This is a genomic window from Paraburkholderia hiiakae (assembly GCF_904848665.1).
Lineage (GTDB): Bacteria > Pseudomonadota > Gammaproteobacteria > Burkholderiales > Burkholderiaceae > Paraburkholderia > Paraburkholderia hiiakae.
Genome location: NZ_CAJHCQ010000009.1, coordinates 63730 through 79541, shown reverse-complemented (window position 1 = coordinate 79541; position 15812 = coordinate 63730). Strand labels below are relative to the sequence as shown.

Below are 15812 nucleotides of genomic sequence, written 5' to 3'. Positions count from 1 at the left end.
GTGTGCGCGTGACGGGCTCGGCGGTTAGTTGCGCTATAACGACATTCGATAGCGATTGCGCGCGACCCAAAGCCTTACAGTCACCCCACGGTTTGAAGCGTCCCCTGCAAAACCGGGCGGGCTCTGTAACAATCCCAAAATTCGTCCGTGCGGCCCGCGCCGCAGCCTTCATCGTCCATCCGCCCGAGACTGTCTTGTCCGAAACCTTTTCCGCGGCGCGCGAAACCCGCAATACCGGCCATACCGAGCCCCCCGACGCGCCCATGTCCGCGAAGAGCCGCCGCGCCATGGCCGCGGTGATGCTCGCCGTCGCGCTCGCGACGCTCGACACTGCCATCGCCAACACCGCGCTGCCCGCCATCGCGACCGACCTGCACGCGGCCCCCGCCGCCTCGGTGTGGATCATCAACGCTTACCAGCTCGCGATGGTCGCCACGTTGCTGCCGCTCGCGGCGCTCGGCGACATCATCGGCCACCGGCGTATCTATATCAGCGGCCTGGCGATCTTTACGGTCGCCTCACTCGCCTGCGCGCTCGCGCCCACGCTCACCGCGCTCGCCGGCGCGCGCGTGCTGCAGGGGCTGGGTGCGAGCGCCATCATGAGCGTGAACACCGCGCTGATCCGGTTTCTTTACCCGCCGCACCGGTTAGGGCGCGGGCTCGGCACGAATGCGCTGATCGTGGGCGTTTCATTCGCCGTGGGCCCGACCATGGCCTCGCTGATCCTCTCGGCGGGCACCTGGCCGTGGCTCTTCGCGATCAACGTGCCGCTCGGCGTGCTCGCGCTCGTGTTCGCGCTGCCCGCGCTGCCGGAGACGGCGCGCGGCAAGCACGCTTTCGATCCCGTCGCGGCGGTGCTCAACGTGATCACCTTCGCGGCGCTGATCTTCGCGCTCGGCGAGGCCGCGCAGCGCGCGAGCGGCCTGGAAGTCGGCATTGCGGCGGTCGTGGCGCTGGTATTCGGCGCGCTGCTGATCCGACGCGAAGCCGGACATCCCGCGCCCATGCTGCCAGTGGATCTGTTTCGCCGGCCGGTATTCGCGCTTTCGTCGGTCACCGCGATCTGCTCGTTCGCGGCCCAGGGCCTCGCGTTCGTTTCGCTGCCGTTCTATTTCGAAACCGTGCTGATGCGCAGCCAGGTGGAGACCGGCTTCCTGATGACGCCCTGGCCCGTGGTCGTGGCCGCCGCGGCGCCTATTGCAGGACGCCTCTCCGACCGTTATCCGCCAGGACTGCTCGGCGCGATCGGCCTCGCCATCCTCTCGGCGGGCATGGCATCGCTCGCGCTCCTGCCCGCGCACCCCGCGGTGACGGACATCGTCGTGCGCATGTCGATCTGCGGCGCGGGTTTTGGCTTTTTCCAGTCGCCCAACCTGCGGGCGATCATGGCGAGCGCGCCGCCCGAGCGCAGCGGCGGCGCGAGCGGCACCATCGCCGTCTCGCGTCTGCTCGGGCAAACCACGGGCGCGGCGTTGGTCGCGCTGTGCTTCGGGATCGTGGGCCGGCACGGCCCGACGCTCGCGTTGGGCCTTGGCTGCGCCTTTGCGGGCGCAGCGGCCATTGCGAGCGGGCTGCGGCTCTTCGCGCCGTCGCACCGGGCAGTGGAGCGCGGGTAATGCGGTAATGCGGTAATGCGAGCGTCTAAGGTCTGAGGCAAAGGCGCGCTGGAGAAGCGCGCCTTTGCCAGCCCATCTATCGGCTCAGCGCGCGAAGTAACCCTTCACCGCCGCCACGAACGTATCGATATCGGCCGCCGTCACGTCGAGGTGCGTAACGAAGCGCGACGCGTACAGCATCTGCGTGAGGATGCCGCGCTCCTTGAGATACGCCTCCAGCGGCGCGCAGTGTTCCTGCGGGAACTGCACGAACACCATGTTGGTGGCCTGCGACATCACCTTCACCTGATCGATCTGCGCGAGACCGGCGGCGAGACGCGCGGCGTTCGCATGGTCGTCGGCAAGACGCGCGACGTTGTGATCGAGCGCGTAAAGGCAGGCGGCCGCGAGCACCCCCGACTGGCGCATGCCGCCGCCCAGCACTTTGCGCCAGCGATGCGCGGCGTCGATGAGCGCGCGGCTGCCCGCCAGCACCGACCCCACCGGCGTGCCCAGGCCCTTCGAAAAGCAGATCGACACCGAATCGAAGCCCGCCGTGAGCGCCTCGAGCGGCTGGCCGGAGGCGACCGCCGCGTTGTACACGCGTGCGCCGTCGAGGTGCGTGGCGAGCCCGCGCTCATGCGCGAGCTGCGTGGCCTTCGCGACGTACTCCGCCGGCAGCACCTTGCCGCCGATGGTGTTTTCGAGCGCGAGCAGGCGCGTGCGCGCGAAGTGGTCGTCAAACGGCTTGATCGCGGCGGCGATACGCTCGAGCGGGATCGAACCGTCTTCGGCATTGTCGAGCGGCTGCGGCTGGATGCTGCCCAGCACGGCCGCGCCGCCGCCCTCGTACTTATAGGTGTGCGCCGCCTGGCCGACGATGTACTCGTCGCCGCGCGCGCAATGCGCCATCAGCGCGGCTAGATTGCTCTGCGTGCCGCTCGGGAAAAATAGCCCCGCCTCCTTGCCCGCCTCTTGCGCCACGCGCGCCTGCAGGCGCAGCACGGTCGGGTCGTCGCCCCACACGTCGTCGCCGGTTTCGGCGCGGGTCATGGCGGCGAGCATGGCTTCGCTCGGACGGGTGACGGTGTCGCTGCGCAGGTCGATCATTGCTATGAAATCCTCGTGGTTAAAGCACGCGCGGGACGGACGTGCGCGCGCCTTGTCGGGCACGCGCTGCGCGGCGTGAGAACCATCGAGTGTATTTTCAAACAGCGGCCGAGCGCAATGCCGGGGCGCTCGCCCCGCGCGCTCCCGCGGTGGCTAGTGCGCGAGCAGCGGCAGCGGATCGACGGGCTTGCCGTCGCTACGGACTTCGAACTGAACGCCGCCGGCGCCCATTTCCGCAATCGGCTGGCCTTGCGAGACAGCGTCGTCTTCCTTCACGAGCAGCTTGCCGTTGCGGCCATAGGCCGTCACGACCTGGTCGTTGTGCTTGATGATCACGAGCGGCCCGTAGGCCTCGATACCCGTGCCCGCGTAGACCACCCGGCCAGCAGCAGCGGCCTTGACCTCCTCGCCGGGCGTCCCGCCGATCACGATGCCGGTGGACTTGCCCGGCACGAAGCGCTGCAGGATCGGTCCGCGTGCGGGCCACGCGAGCGCGATGGTGGGCGCAACGGGCGCGGGTATGGCAACGCCGGCGGCGGCGGGCGCGCCCGGCATCTGCGCCTGCCCCGGTGGCGTGGCCGCTGGATAGTTGGGTGGGGGTGCGACGCGCAGCACCTGGCCTGGCAGGATCTGGGCGTTGGCCGAAGGCAGCTGGTTCCAGCTCGCGAGGTCCTGCGGACGCTGACCGAAGGCCCCGGCGACGCGCGAGAGCGTGTCGCCCGGATTGACGCGGTAGTAGCCCGCAGGCACGCCGCTCGTGGACATAGGGGGCGCGCTCGGGGACTCCGCCCAGGGTGTGAAGGTGCTGCTACAGGCGCTGCAGACGAGCGTGAGGGCGGCCAGCGCCGCATACGCGCCCGGGTTTCGCCGTTGTCGATTCATCTTGCTGTTCCTCGCTTGGTCCTCGCGTATGAAAAAAATACGCATAGGGAATGCGCGGCGGGCCGCAGGCGTTCGCTTGCGCGCCACTTTCCGCGCGAATTAAGTCGAAGCAAAGCCGGAAATGGCGAACGTCCCCCATTATATCGTTCATGCTCCGACCGCCTTTTTTGGCGGGCATGCTCGCCCGGCCAGCGTTCGCGCGGGTCAACGCCTATACTGGTTCACGCGTCACCCGATAATCAGATGAAAGGCCTCTCGCTGCAGTCCCATGGCCCTGAGGGATCCGAGAATGAACAAAGCCACCTTTCTTTCGCTGCAGCTCAACGTCGAAGATGTCACGTCGTCGCCGGGCCTCGTCGAATTGTTGAACAACCATCTCATCTTCGCAGCCGACGTGGCCGAAGCCGCCGACGAACTGGTGCAGCACGCCAGCATCGCACGGCTTTCCGGCGCCACCCAGGCGTCCGTGGAAATTCCCGCCGTAGTCATCGAGCGCCTGCGCGATGCGCTCGACACCCTGAGCGGCTATGACGAAACCTGGCTTTTCGCGCTTGAACCCGGCCGTGCGCTCTTCGACGATATTGCACGCCGGCCTCGCCTGCTTCACTAGTACGCGAACCCGGAGCGGACGGCGCCCTACCCGCATCGCCCGCCCCATTTGCCTGCGCGCTGGCGCCTGTGTGCCACGCTGCCGCGCGCGGAGCGCCTTTTTTTGGCGCGCCAAACTGGGGGAACCGCCGTGAAATCCATTCTGAACCGCCGTAACACCGCGCTCTCTGGCGCACCATCCCGAATCCTTGCCGTGGCCCATGATGCCGCCACGCAACGCGCCGTCGCAAGCGAAGCCGCTAGCCGCGCCCCGCAATCCGCAGCCGATTCCGCCGATTCCGCAGTTACGCCGCCTGAGACCAGTATCGAGATCGAGTCGCGCGGGGAGCCGGCCGCGGGCGCGGCCATGCCGCCCGAGGGCGCCGGCGGACCTCGACCGGTCTCCACGCTTCATCCGGTGCCGGTCATGCCCGCGCACCTGAACGGCCGCCCGGTGCAGATCGCCGACGGCGCCGCGTTCGAAGCGCTCCACGCCGCCGACGAGTTCATGACGTTCCGCGTCTATCGCTGCTTCGCCTATACGGTCAGCCTCTTCTTCCATCCGTCCACGCTCGGCTACTTCGTCGCGCTACATCAGGAAAGCGTACTGTGGCGCGCGCTGAAAGCCAACGACCTCGACGCTGCCGGCTCGGCGTTTCACCTCATGCAGGAGCAAGCCACGCGCCTCGCCGACGGCGAAACGCGCCGTGTGCAGCTCGTCGCGCAAAACGTGGAGCTCACGCGGCAGATCGAGGAGTCGGAAGCCCAGGCCGAACGCCTGCGCGTGGACTTGCAGCGCCACGCGGAACAGGAGCAGACGGCGACGGGCCGCCAGCATCAGGTGCGCAAGGAAGTCGCGCTGCTGGAGGCGCAGCGCATCGCCGCGCAGGCACAGTTGAACAAGGCGCACCGGGCGCTGCACCAGCTCAAGGTCGCGACGAGCGAGGGCGTGCCGCATCTGCATGCGCGGTGATCACGCAAGCGGACCCAGTTGCCGCGCGAATCGGCGGGCGGCTTCCAGGCCGAAGCGGCTCGCCGCCAGCTTGACGTCGCGCTCGTACTCGACGTCGATGCCCATGCGCCACGCCGCAATGCGCTTGCCGTAGCAAATCAGCGTATCGAGCGACTGCATGACGAAGACGACGGCAGGCAGCACCTGCTGGTACAGCGCTTGCGCGCGCTCGATATCGCCTGAGCAGAACGCCGCGTAAATCTGCTGCTGCCAGTCGAAACAATCGGGCGCGACGATCATACCCGCGCAGCCGGCGCGCAGGTTGTCGAGCAATTCCATGCCGCCGCGGCCGTTGAGCACGGGCATCCGGTCGCCGATCTGCGCGATCGTTTCGGCAATCATCACCGCAGGGCCTTCGCCCTTGAGCACACGAAAGTTCGGGCATTGCGCGGCAAGCGTGCGCAAACCGCCTGGCGAGAGTCCGACGCCCAGATACTCCGGCGCGTTCTGAATGCCGACCGTTACGTCCAGCCCCGCCATCACGCCAGCAAAGAAGTCGAAATAGAACGATTCGGGTTGCGCGGGCTCGCCCGGCGCGCGCGCGGGCGGCTGGAGGATCAGCCACGCCGCGCCGCGTTCAATGGCGTGTTGCGCGAATTCGCGCTGCGCCGCAATCGTGGGACCGCTCACCGTGACGGCAAGCGGCAGCACGCCGCCGCTGTCCTCCTGCGCCCAGTCGATCACCTGCTCGCGTTCGGCTCGCGAAAGCTTGTTGACCTCGGTCGCGAGCCCGAGCACCGCAATGCCCGGCGCGCCGCCGCGCACGGCCGCTTCGACCTGGCGGCGCATGGCAGCGCGGTCGAGGCGGTTATGGCGATCGAAGAACGCGTAGAGGATGGGGTAGATGCCGGCAATTGCGCCGGCGGCTTTGGCAGGCGCTGTCATCACGTCCTCCGATACGATCAGTGGGAGTCGCGAGGCACGGCCGCACCGCTCGCGCCGACAAGAAAGTCCAGGTCGGCGCCCTTGTCGGCCTGCAGCACGTGTTCGACGTAAAGCCGGTAATAGCCGCGCTCGGGCAGCTCGGGGGCCTTCCACTCAGCCTTGCGGCGCGCGAGTTCCTCGTCGGAGACTTCCAGATGCAGGCGCCGCGCCGCGACGTCCAGCTCGATCATGTCGCCCGTGCGCACGAGCGCGAGCGGTCCGCCCGCAGCCGCTTCGGGCGACACGTGCAGCACGACAGCGCCATACGCCGTGCCGCTCATGCGGCCATCCGAAATGCGCACCATGTCGGTAATGCCCTTTTGCAGCACCTTCTTCGGTAGCGGCATGTTGCCGACCTCGGCGAAACCCGGGTAGCCCTTGGGCCCGGCGCCCTTGAGCACCATGACGCAATGTTCGTCGATATCGAGCGATGCGTCGTCGACCTTCGCGTGCAGTTCCTCGACATTCTCGAACACCACCGCGCGGCCGCGATGACGCAACAGCGCCGGCGTGGCGGCGGAAGGCTTGATGACCGCGCCGTCGGGCGCGAGATTGCCCTTGAGCACGGCGATACCCGCTTTGGGCTTGAACGGCTGTGCAAACGAGGTAATGACTTCGGCGTTGTAGTTCGGCGCGTCGGCCACGTTTTCCCAGATGGTTTTACCGTTGACGGTCAACGCGTCCCGATGCAGCAACCCTTGCTCGCCGAGTTGCCGAAGCACCACTGGCAAACCGCCCGCGTAATAAAAATCTTCCATCAGATAGTGGCCTGAAGGCTGCAGATTCACGAGGCACGGTATGTCTGAGCCGAGTTCCCAGTCATCGAGCGTAAGCGGCACGCCAATGCGCCGCGCGAGCGCGATCAGATGCACGACGGCATTGGTCGAGCCGCCGATGGCCGCGTTGGTGCGGATCGCATTTTCGAATGCAGCGCGGGTGAGAATCTTCGACATCGTGAGATCTTCGCGCACCATCTCGACGATGCGCCGCCCGGCGAGTTGCGCGAGCACCTGGCGACGCGCATCGACAGCGGGTATGGCCGCGTTGTGCGGCAGCCCCATACCCAGCGATTCGACCATCGAGGCCATCGTGGACGCGGTGCCCATGGTCATGCAGTGGCCGCGCGAGCGGTTCATGCACGACTCCGCCTCGATGAATTCGGCCTGCGACATCGTCCCCGCGCGCACTTCCTCAGACATTTGCCACACACCCGTGCCCGAGCCGATTTCATGGCCCCGGAAACGTCCGTTGAGCATCGGGCCGCCCGAAACGGCGAGCGCGGGCAAGTTGCACGACGCTGCACCCATCAGCAAGGCAGGCGTGGTCTTGTCGCAGCCGACGAGCAAAATCGTGCCGTCGATCGGATTGCCGCGAATCGACTCCTCGACGTCCATCGAAGCGAGGTTGCGAAACAGCATCGCGGTGGGCCGCAGGTTCGATTCGCCTAGCGACATCACGGGAAATTCGAGCGGCAAGCCGCCAGCCTCGTACACCCCTTTCTTCACGTACTCCGCGAGTTCGCGAAAATGCGCGTTGCACGGCGTGAGTTCCGACCACGTATTGCAAATGCCGATGACGGGGCGGCCGTCGAACGCGTCGTGAGGGATGCCCTGATTCTTCATCCACGAGCGGTGGATAAAGCCGTCCTTGTCGGCTTTGCCGAACCAGGCCTGACTGCGCAAGGGCTTGCGGGTGGAGCGGGTCATGGCGGGGCGTCTCCTGTAGCTGGGCAACTGTCATGGAAACTGCCGCCCGATCATAGGAGTGACGTCCGGACCCGTCAATGTTTGATACGGCGTCCTTAGATATGGATAAAACGCGCCACAAAAAAGTACGGGCCGGTGGAGAACCGGCCCGCGCTGGACTGCCTGCTGCAACAACGTACTGCCTACTGCGTACTACTACTGCACGGCTGCACCTCTCACTGCGCCAGCCAACTTCTACTACCTTCTGCTCTCTCTGCGTACTGCAACTGCTTCACTGCAACAACTCACCTGCGTACTGCGTATTGCAACTGCACACTGCGACTACTCACTTCGTACTGCAACTTCTACTTCTAACGCGACAATTCACTGCCTACTGCGACTGCAATTACTCGCACTGCAACTTCTGACTACGTGGAGCGACAACTCACTACAGGGGGTAGCTTGCCGGAACCGCCTGCGGCGGTTCCGTTCGGTCAGAGCTTAGTGGCCGAAGTAAATGCGTTGGTTCGGTGCGACTTGCGCCGGTTGCACTGCCGCGCCCGACTGCGACGTGCCCACTGCCGGTGCGCCGTAGCCGCTGGTGTCGCCGGCGGCCAGCTTTTCCTGGGTCACGCGGGCTTGAGCGGCCTGGAGGTTTTCCGGGTAGTTCACATGGTCGGCCGACGGGTTGTAGCCGGCGTGCTCCAGTTGAACCAGTTCCGCGCGCACCTGGGCGCGGGTCAGGCCCTGTTCGCTCGACTGGGCGAACGAGATGGCCGGGATGGCAAGAGCGGCGGCAACGACAACTGCGGGGATGAGCTTGTTCATGATCGGACCTCCATCTGTTTTATGTCAGCTTCGGAACACCGTGTTCGTCAGCCATTGATTACAGTGTAGGCGTCCGGCCCCTCTAGGGAAAACCCTAATTCATCAAAACACCATTGCAATTCCAGCAATAAAAAAAGGTGAGTCCCAAGGACTCACCTTACGATTCCGACAAAGACCGCAACGACAATGCGGCTTTTTGCCTTGCGAGCTTACGACCAGTCGGCGTGGAAGCTGCCCGGCTTGTCGATGCGCTCGAACGTGTGCGCGCCGAAGAAGTCGCGCTGCGCCTGCACGAGGTTGGCGGGCACGCGCTCCGAGCGGTAGCCGTCGAAGTACGCAACAGCCGACGAGAACGCCGGCACCGGCACGCCCGCGCTCACCGCCTGGACCACCACGTCGCGCAGCGCCGACTGATAGTTGGCCGCGATGTCGCGGAAATAGGGATCGAGCAGCAGGTTGTCGAGCTGCGGGCTCTTCGCGTAAGCGTCCATGATCTTCTGCAGGAAGCGCGCGCGGATAATGCAGCCCGCGCGGAAGATCTTGGCGATCGTGCCGTACTGAAGGTCCCACTTGTACTCATCGGAGGCGGCGCGCAGTTGCGCGAAGCCTTGCGCGTACGAAATGACCTTCGAGAAGTACAGCGCGCGGCGCACCGACTCGATGAACGCCTTGCGGTCGCCCGAGAAAGGCTTCGCGTCCGGACCCGAGAGCACCTTGCTCGCCGCCACGCGCTGCGTCTTGAGCGACGAGAGCACACGCGCGAACACAGCTTCGGTGATGAGCGGCAACGGCGCGCCGAGATCCAGCGCGTTCTGGCTGGTCCACTTGCCGGTGCCCTTTTGTGCGGCGCGGTCGAGAATCACGTCGACGAGATCCTTGCCCGTTTCCTCGTCTTTCCTGGCGAAGATCTTCGAGGTGATCTCGATCAGGTAGCTGTCGAGCTCGCCCTCGTTCCATTCGGTGTAGACCTTGCCCAGCTCCTCGTTCGAGAGGCCGAGCACCTGCTTGAGCACCGCGTAGCTTTCGGCGATCAGCTGCATGTCGCCGTATTCGATGCCGTTGTGCACCATCTTCACGAAATGGCCCGCGCCGTCCGGACCCATGTAAGCCACGCACGGCTCGCCATCCGGCGCCTTCGCGGCGATTTCAGTCAGGATCGGCGCAACCAGATCGTAAGCGTCGCGCTGGCCGCCCGGCATGATCGACGGGCCTTTGAGCGCGCCTTCCTCGCCGCCCGAGACGCCCGTGCCGATGAAGTGCAGACCCGACTTCGCGAGTTCCTGGTTGCGGCGAATGGTATCCGTGAAGTGCGTATTGCCGCCGTCGATCAGGATGTCGCCCTTCTCCAGCAGCGGCTTGAGCGCGGCGATGGTGTCGTCGGTGGGCGCACCGGCCTTCACCATCATCAGAATGCGGCGCGGCTTTTCCAGCGAATCCACGAACTCTTCGAGCGTGTACGCCGGCACGAGCTTGCGATCCGGATACTCAGCGATCAGCTCGTCGGTGCGGGCGCGGCTGCGATTGAACACCGAAACCGCATGGCCGCGGCTTTCGATGTTGAGCGCCAGATTGCTACCCATCACGGCCAGACCCACAACGCCGATTGGCTGTTTGCTCATGTTGTTTCTCCACTTCATTCATAGACGGCGCCGCAACGGGGCGCCAACCGTGCAAGCATAAGGGAAACGCCCTGGAGCCGCGCGCACGCGCGCATTACGACGAATGTTTCCCTACCTGCTTAGCGTTTTCGGAACACCAGAGTGAAATTGTTCGCCGGCATCGCCACGCGCGCCTCGCAGTCGAAGCCTTGCGCCTGCGCCAGTGCCTCCACTGCCTCCATGTCGCGCACGCCCCAGGACGGATCGCGCGCGCGCAAGTCGGCGTCGAAGGCCTCGTTGCTCGGCGCCGTGTGCGCGCCTTCGCGCCGGTACGGCCCGTAAAGCACGAGCGCGCCGCCTGAAGCAACGCGCGCGCCCGCACCTTTCATAAGCGCCTGCGCCGCTTCCCACGGCGCAATGTGAATCATGTTGATGCAAACGATGGCATCCACCGCGTCGATTGGCCAGGGCTCGCGGCGCACGTCGAGATCGAGCGGCGCGCGCAGATTGGCGAGTCCCGTGTGCTCGCGCCAGGCGTCGATCGAGGCGCGGGCGCGCGCGTCGGCGTCGCTCGGCTGCCACGCGAGGTCAGGAAACGCGGCTGCGAAATGGACGGCATGCTGGCCGGTGCCGCTCGCGATTTCGAGCACCGTGCCCCGCGCGGGCAGCGCATCGCGCAGCACCTCCAGGATCGGCGCGGCGTTGCGCTCGGCGGCGGGAGCAGAAAGGCGTTGGGCGGCTTGCGGGTCGTTCATCGTGTTGCGTTCTCTTCGGTGTTGACTCAGCGCTCACTCAGTACAGCGTGGTCTTGATGCGTTCGGCGAGGCCCGCTTCGTAAGTCTCGGCGTCGAACGTCTCGCCGTATTGCTCCGCGTTCACGCGGCGCAGCATTTCACCCGCGCTCGGCAGATGCGAGCGTTCGACGTGGTGCGACGGGTCCCACAGCTTCGAGCGCACGATGGCCTTGGAACAATGGAAGTACACACTTTGCACGTCGATCACGAGCACCGAGCGCGGCGGCTTGCCGTCCACAGCGAAGCTCGCGACGAGCGCGGAGTCGGTGCTCACCCGGCCGCGTCCGTTGACCCGCAGCATCTCGCCCACGCCCGGCACCATGAACAGCAGCCCCACCTGGGACGAAGCGACTACGTTGCGCAGGCTGTCCACGCGATTGTTGCCGGGGCGGTCGGGCAACGCGAGCGTGTGCTCGTCGAGAATGCGCACGAAACCCGGTGCGTCGCCGCGCGGCGAGCAGTCGAGGCCTTCCGGGCCGCCCGTGGCGAGCACGACGAACGGCGAGCTTTCGATGAAGCGCCGGTAGTCCGCGTTGACGTGATCGATTTCCTTGCGCAACGCGCGTTCGTGCGGCGTGCCGTAGTGCGCTTCGAGGTCGGCTAGCGTGGTCAGCATGTCGTCGGTTCCGTGGAGTCGTGGAGTGTCAGGGGACGAAGCGCGCGCCCAGCGCGTCGAGCACAGCGGCGCAGGGGGCTTCGAGCTTGAGTGCGAGGAGCGGGTCGGCGCGCGTCTTGCCCATGTTGATCGCGGCCACGGGCTTGCCGCGCTGCTGCGCCCAGGCGCAGAAGCGGTAGCCGGAATACACCATGAGCGAGGAGCCGACCACGAGCACGGCATCGGCCTCGTCGAGCGCGTTCGAGGCGCTGGCCACGCGCTCGCGCGGCACGTTCTCGCCGAAGAACACCACCGAAGGCTTGAGCATGCCGCCGCACGCGGCGCATGCGGGCACGTGGAAGGCGTTGGCGCCATCGAAGTCGAGATGGGCGTCGCCGTCGGCGGCGGGTTCCGCGCTCGCGCCCGCAATGGCCGGATTGCGCGCCTCGAGTTCCGGCTGGATCGCGGCGCGCGAATACTGCGCGCCGCAGTCGAGGCAATGCACGTGCGCGATGCTGCCGTGAAGTTCGATCACGTCGCGGCTGCCCGCGCGCTGATGCAGGCCATCCACGTTCTGCGTGACGAGCGTGCGCGCGTAGCCCGCCGCGCCCAGGCGCGCGAGCGCGCGGTGGGCGCCGTTGGGCTGCGCGAGCCCCACCGTGGGCCAGCCGATCAAGCTGCGTGCCCAGTAACGCCGACGCATGCCCTCGGAGCCGAGGAATTCCTGCAGCGTGATGGGCGGCGAGCGCTTCCAGGCGCCGTTCTCGTCGCGATAGCCCGGAATGCCGGAATCCGTGCTGATCCCCGCGCCGGTCAGCACGAACAGCCGCGGATGACGCTCGACGAACGCCTGCAGCGCATCGAGCGCGGCGACGTCGAGGATGGGGGCGCTGGGAACGAGGATGGATTCGGTCATGGCGGCAGGGAGCAATGCAGTTCAGCGCGAAGGTTTGCCGCGCGAGTCGGCGGAATGTGAGGCCGATTTTGCGGCTTGCTTTCGTGGGGCTTTCGCGTGCGCCTGGCGCTCGGTTTCGCGCGCTTCCCACGCAGCCAGCGCGACGCGATACCGGCCGAACTCCTCATCGTATAGATCGAAGATGCAGGGGTCGCAGCCGCTATGGCAGCAATCGTCGTTATTGGGACATTCGGGCGGCTGGGGACGCGGATCGTCGTCCGGACGCGGGGGCAAAGACATGGGCGCTCAGGCGTCGTGGTGGTTCAGCGGCCAGTATACGGGACTGTGCGCGAGCGCGTGCGGCCGCGCCCGGCGCTCGCCTGTTGCGCTCAGCCGCGCCCCACGAACGGCATCTTCGTCGCCATGATCGTCATGAACTGCACGTTCGCCTCGAGCGGCAGTTGCGCCATGTGCAGCAGCGCATCCGCCACGAGTTCGACGTCCATCAGCGGCTCGACGGCGATTTCGCCGTTCGCCTGCGGCACGCCGCGCGCCATGCGCTCGGCCATCTCCGTCGCCGCATTGCCGATGTCGATTTGTCCGCACGCGATGTCGTAGCGCCGGCCATCGAGCGAAACGGTTTTCGTCAGGCCAGTGATCGCGTGCTTGGTAGCCGTGTAGGCAATGCTGTACGGCCTCGGCGCGTGCGCCGAAATCGAGCCGTTGTTGATGATGCGCCCGCCGCGCGGCGTCTGCCGCTTCATCAGCCCGAAGGCCGCGCGCGTGCACAGGAACACGCCGGTGAGGTTCGTATCGACCACGGCGCGCCAGTCGTCGACGGAAAGCTCGTCGATGTCCACGGCCGGCGCGTTGCGGCCCGCGTTGTTGAAGAGCAGATCGAGCCGGCCGTAGCGCGTGCGGATCGTCTCGAAGAGCGCCTCGACGGCCGCCGCGTCGGTCACGTCGCAGGGCGCCGCCAGCGCCTCTTCGCCGCGCGCGTGTGCCTCGTTAGCGAGCGCTTCGAGCGGCGCGGCCCGTCTGCCCGCCAGCACGACGGCGAAGCCGTTGGCCAGCAGCCTGCGTGCGCACGCGCGGCCGATGCCGCTGCCCGCGCCCGTCACCAGTGCGATTTTGCGTTGTTCCGTATCACTCATCGTTGCCTCTTTCTTTCGGTTGAGCCTTCAATCGAGCGGCTGGTCATTGGGATTCGCGAAAAGGGCCTTCATCTGCTCCGACATCGGATAGTCGAGGTTCACGCCCGCAGGCGCAATGGGCGACTCGAACCAGCGCCGGTAAAGCGCGAGCGCTTCGCCCGAGCGCTCCATCTTCGCGATGGTGTCGTCGGCAATGCGCTTGAAGGCAGTGTCGCCGCGCCGGAACATGCAGCCGTAGACCTCCGACCTGGCCGGGCTGCCAACTATTGCGTACGCGTGCGCTTCGCTCATGGTATGCGCGCTTTGCGCCACGGGCGCACCCGGCGTTTCGCTCGCCATGTAACCGGTCGCGAGCGCGGCGTGCAGCAGCGGCTCGTCCATCACGAAGGCAACGGCGCGTCCCGAGCGCACGGCCTCGACGGACTCGCCGTGAGTCTTCGCGACGACGATGTGCATATTCATCCCGCGCTCCATGTTCCAGCGGCGCAAGAGGCGCTCTTCCGAAGTGCCCGCGGTCGTGACCACGGTGCGGCCCGCGAGATCGCCGAAGTCCAGGACCGGCGAGCCGCGCTTCACCAGCATGCGCACGCCGTACTCGAAGATGCTGTTCGAGAATGCCACGTCGTTCTCGCGCTCGCGCGTATGCGTCGTCGTGCTGCACTCGAGATCGATCGTGCCGTTCTGCACGAGCGTGATGCGGTTTTGCGGCGTGACGACGAGTTCACGCACGCGCAGCGCGGGGAGCTTGAGCGTTGCGCGCACGTTTTCCACAATGCGCTGGGTGATCTCGTACGAGTAGCCCGTTGCGTGGCCGCCGCCGGCCATATAGGAGAACGGCACGGTCGCTTCGCGCACGCCGATGACGATGGTGCCGGTGTCGCGAATCTTGCGCAGCGTGGGGCTGTCCAGTTCATCGGCATGCGACGCAACCGCAAACGTACAGGCGCACGCGAACGCGACGTAGCACATGACCAAAAGCGCGCGGGCCACGCTACTGCGCCGCATGCGGCCACGCGGCTTTCTGGCGATGCCCAACGGCTTTGACTCGCGCTTCAACCGTCTCTCCTGTGGATCTCTCACTCGTTCGCTTGAAGCGCGCACCCCGCGCCGCTTCCCCCTGCGCGCGATTGTACCGGGGGCCCGCGGCGGCTCGCGCATGCCGCAATTGCCCCACCAATATCCGGGATGCAGGCTGCTCGCGCCTTCACGCCGCGCAAGAAGCGGCGAGGCAGCCGCGCAGCACTTCCACGAACGCGCTGCCTGCCTGCGAGTCCATGCCGCCTTCGCGCCACATGGCGAACACGCCGACCGTGAGCGCCGGTTCGACGCGCCGGATCGCCACCGGCTCGCCCGCCCCGCGCGCGCTGAGTTCGTCGAGCAGCACACGGCCGATGCCGCGCGCCGCGAGTGCGCGCGCGACGTGCCACGTTTGCGCCTCGACTGCCGCGAGCCGGTCGTCCACGCCTTCGGCTTCGAGCAGGTTGCCGATCGCCTCGCCAAGCGGGTCGACGTTGCCGATGCTGATCCACTCACCGTCGACCAGATCGCGCAACGCGAGCGGCGCATGTTCTGGCGTCGGGTCGTCGGGCGGTGCGACGCAGACCACGGCCGTGCGCGCGAGCTCGACTGCGGCAATGCCCGGCCGCGCGGGCGGATTGAGCGCGACGGCCAGATCGAGTTCGCGCGTGAGCAGCGCGTTGAGCAGTTCGGCGGTGTGGCGCGTCTGGATCTTGAGCGACACATCGGGATAGCCGGTGCGAAACGTCTGCACGGCAGCCGGAATCAGGCTCATGCCGAGGCTGGGCAGACAGCCGATGCGCAACAGCCCTTGCGGGCGCAGCGCGAGATTTCGCGCGAGATCGCGAATGCTGTCGAGGTTCGATTGCAGCTTCTGCGTCTCGGCGAACAGCAATTCGGCCTCGCGCGTGGGCTGCAAACGGCCGTGCGCGCGGCTGAAGAGCTTGAGGCCCGCGCTGCGCTCCGCATGCGCGAGCACCTTGCTGACAGCGGGCTGGGAAACGCACAGCAACTCGGCCGCTTTGGAAAGCGAGCCGGTGCGCATGATCGCGTGAAAGACTTCGATATGACGTAGACGCATGGGACGCGTGCCGGGCATGCGGACGTGGATCATGCGCGGCGGGACGAAAGAAAA

At 66.6% G+C, this 15812-nt stretch carries 16 protein-coding genes; 3 read left to right on the top strand and 13 right to left on the bottom strand.

Annotated features, from left to right (window positions below):
• The first annotated feature begins 263 nt into the window (after positions 1–263).
• Positions 264–1616, top strand: a complete 1353-nt coding sequence (locus JMY28_RS18480) for an MFS transporter (protein ID WP_201697536.1) — start codon at positions 264–266, stop codon at positions 1614–1616.
• Positions 1617–1700: 84 nt separating this feature from the next.
• On the opposite strand, the gene ltaE is transcribed toward JMY28_RS18480, so the two are convergent.
• Both ltaE and JMY28_RS18470 read right to left on the bottom strand, forming a co-directional pair.
• Entirely contained in the window at positions 1701–2705 is a 1005-nt protein-coding gene (gene ltaE / locus JMY28_RS18475; protein WP_201697354.1) for a low-specificity L-threonine aldolase, read from the bottom strand.
• 153 nt (positions 2706–2858) lie between these two features.
• Entirely contained in the window at positions 2859–3587 is a 729-nt protein-coding gene (locus tag JMY28_RS18470) for a peptidoglycan DD-metalloendopeptidase family protein (RefSeq protein ID WP_201697353.1), read from the bottom strand.
• A 289-nt stretch (positions 3588–3876) separates the two neighbouring features.
• On the opposite strand from JMY28_RS18470, the gene JMY28_RS18465 reads away from it, so the two are divergent.
• A complete protein-coding gene (locus JMY28_RS18465; protein WP_028202694.1) occupies positions 3877–4197 on the top strand; it encodes a hypothetical protein in 321 nt (106 codons plus the stop codon).
• Between the two features lie 129 nt (positions 4198–4326).
• Positions 4327–5148, top strand: a complete 822-nt coding sequence (locus tag JMY28_RS18460) for a DUF2968 domain-containing protein (protein ID WP_201697352.1) — start codon at positions 4327–4329, stop codon at positions 5146–5148.
• Here JMY28_RS18460 and JMY28_RS18455 read toward each other — a convergent pair whose 3' ends face one another.
• The 11 genes from JMY28_RS18455 to JMY28_RS18405 form a co-directional block, all read right to left on the bottom strand.
• On the bottom strand, positions 5149–6072 hold the full coding sequence (locus JMY28_RS18455) for a dihydrodipicolinate synthase family protein (protein ID WP_236596919.1): 924 nt from the start codon (positions 6070–6072) through the stop codon (positions 5149–5151).
• A 17-nt stretch (positions 6073–6089) separates the two neighbouring features.
• Entirely contained in the window at positions 6090–7817 is a 1728-nt protein-coding gene (locus JMY28_RS18450) for an IlvD/Edd family dehydratase (RefSeq protein WP_201697351.1), read from the bottom strand.
• 480 nt (positions 7818–8297) lie between these two features.
• Positions 8298–8624: a DUF4148 domain-containing protein gene (locus tag JMY28_RS18445; RefSeq protein ID WP_201697350.1), complete on the bottom strand. Its 327-nt coding sequence runs from the start codon at positions 8622–8624 to the stop codon at positions 8298–8300.
• Positions 8625–8833: 209 nt separating this feature from the next.
• Positions 8834–10243 (bottom strand): NADP-dependent phosphogluconate dehydrogenase, encoded by a 1410-nt coding sequence (gndA, locus tag JMY28_RS18440; RefSeq protein WP_201697349.1) that lies wholly within the window; start codon positions 10241–10243, stop codon positions 8834–8836.
• A 119-nt stretch (positions 10244–10362) separates the two neighbouring features.
• Positions 10363–10977, bottom strand: coding sequence for a DUF938 domain-containing protein (locus JMY28_RS18435; protein ID WP_201697348.1), 615 nt, complete (start codon positions 10975–10977; stop codon positions 10363–10365).
• Positions 10978–11014: 37 nt separating this feature from the next.
• A complete protein-coding gene (locus JMY28_RS18430; RefSeq protein ID WP_201697347.1) occupies positions 11015–11632 on the bottom strand; it encodes a pyridoxamine 5'-phosphate oxidase family protein in 618 nt (205 codons plus the stop codon).
• Between the two features lie 28 nt (positions 11633–11660).
• Positions 11661–12527, bottom strand: a complete 867-nt coding sequence (locus JMY28_RS18425) for an NAD-dependent protein deacetylase (protein ID WP_201697346.1) — start codon at positions 12525–12527, stop codon at positions 11661–11663.
• Positions 12528–12548: 21 nt separating this feature from the next.
• Positions 12549–12806 (bottom strand): oxidoreductase-like domain-containing protein, encoded by a 258-nt coding sequence (locus JMY28_RS18420; protein WP_201697345.1) that lies wholly within the window; start codon positions 12804–12806, stop codon positions 12549–12551.
• An 89-nt stretch (positions 12807–12895) separates the two neighbouring features.
• Positions 12896–13660 (bottom strand): SDR family oxidoreductase, encoded by a 765-nt coding sequence (locus JMY28_RS18415; protein ID WP_201697344.1) that lies wholly within the window; start codon positions 13658–13660, stop codon positions 12896–12898.
• A gap of 27 nt (positions 13661–13687) precedes the next feature.
• Positions 13688–14629 carry a transporter substrate-binding domain-containing protein gene (locus JMY28_RS18410; protein WP_201697534.1) on the bottom strand — a complete coding sequence of 314 codons (942 nt, stop codon included), beginning with the start codon at positions 14627–14629 and terminating at the stop codon, positions 13688–13690.
• Between the two features lie 235 nt (positions 14630–14864).
• The gene (locus JMY28_RS18405; RefSeq protein WP_201697343.1) at positions 14865–15758 is read right to left on the bottom strand and encodes a LysR family transcriptional regulator; all 894 of its coding nucleotides are present in this window, start codon (positions 15756–15758) and stop codon (positions 14865–14867) included.
• Positions 15759–15812 lie beyond the last annotated feature (54 nt).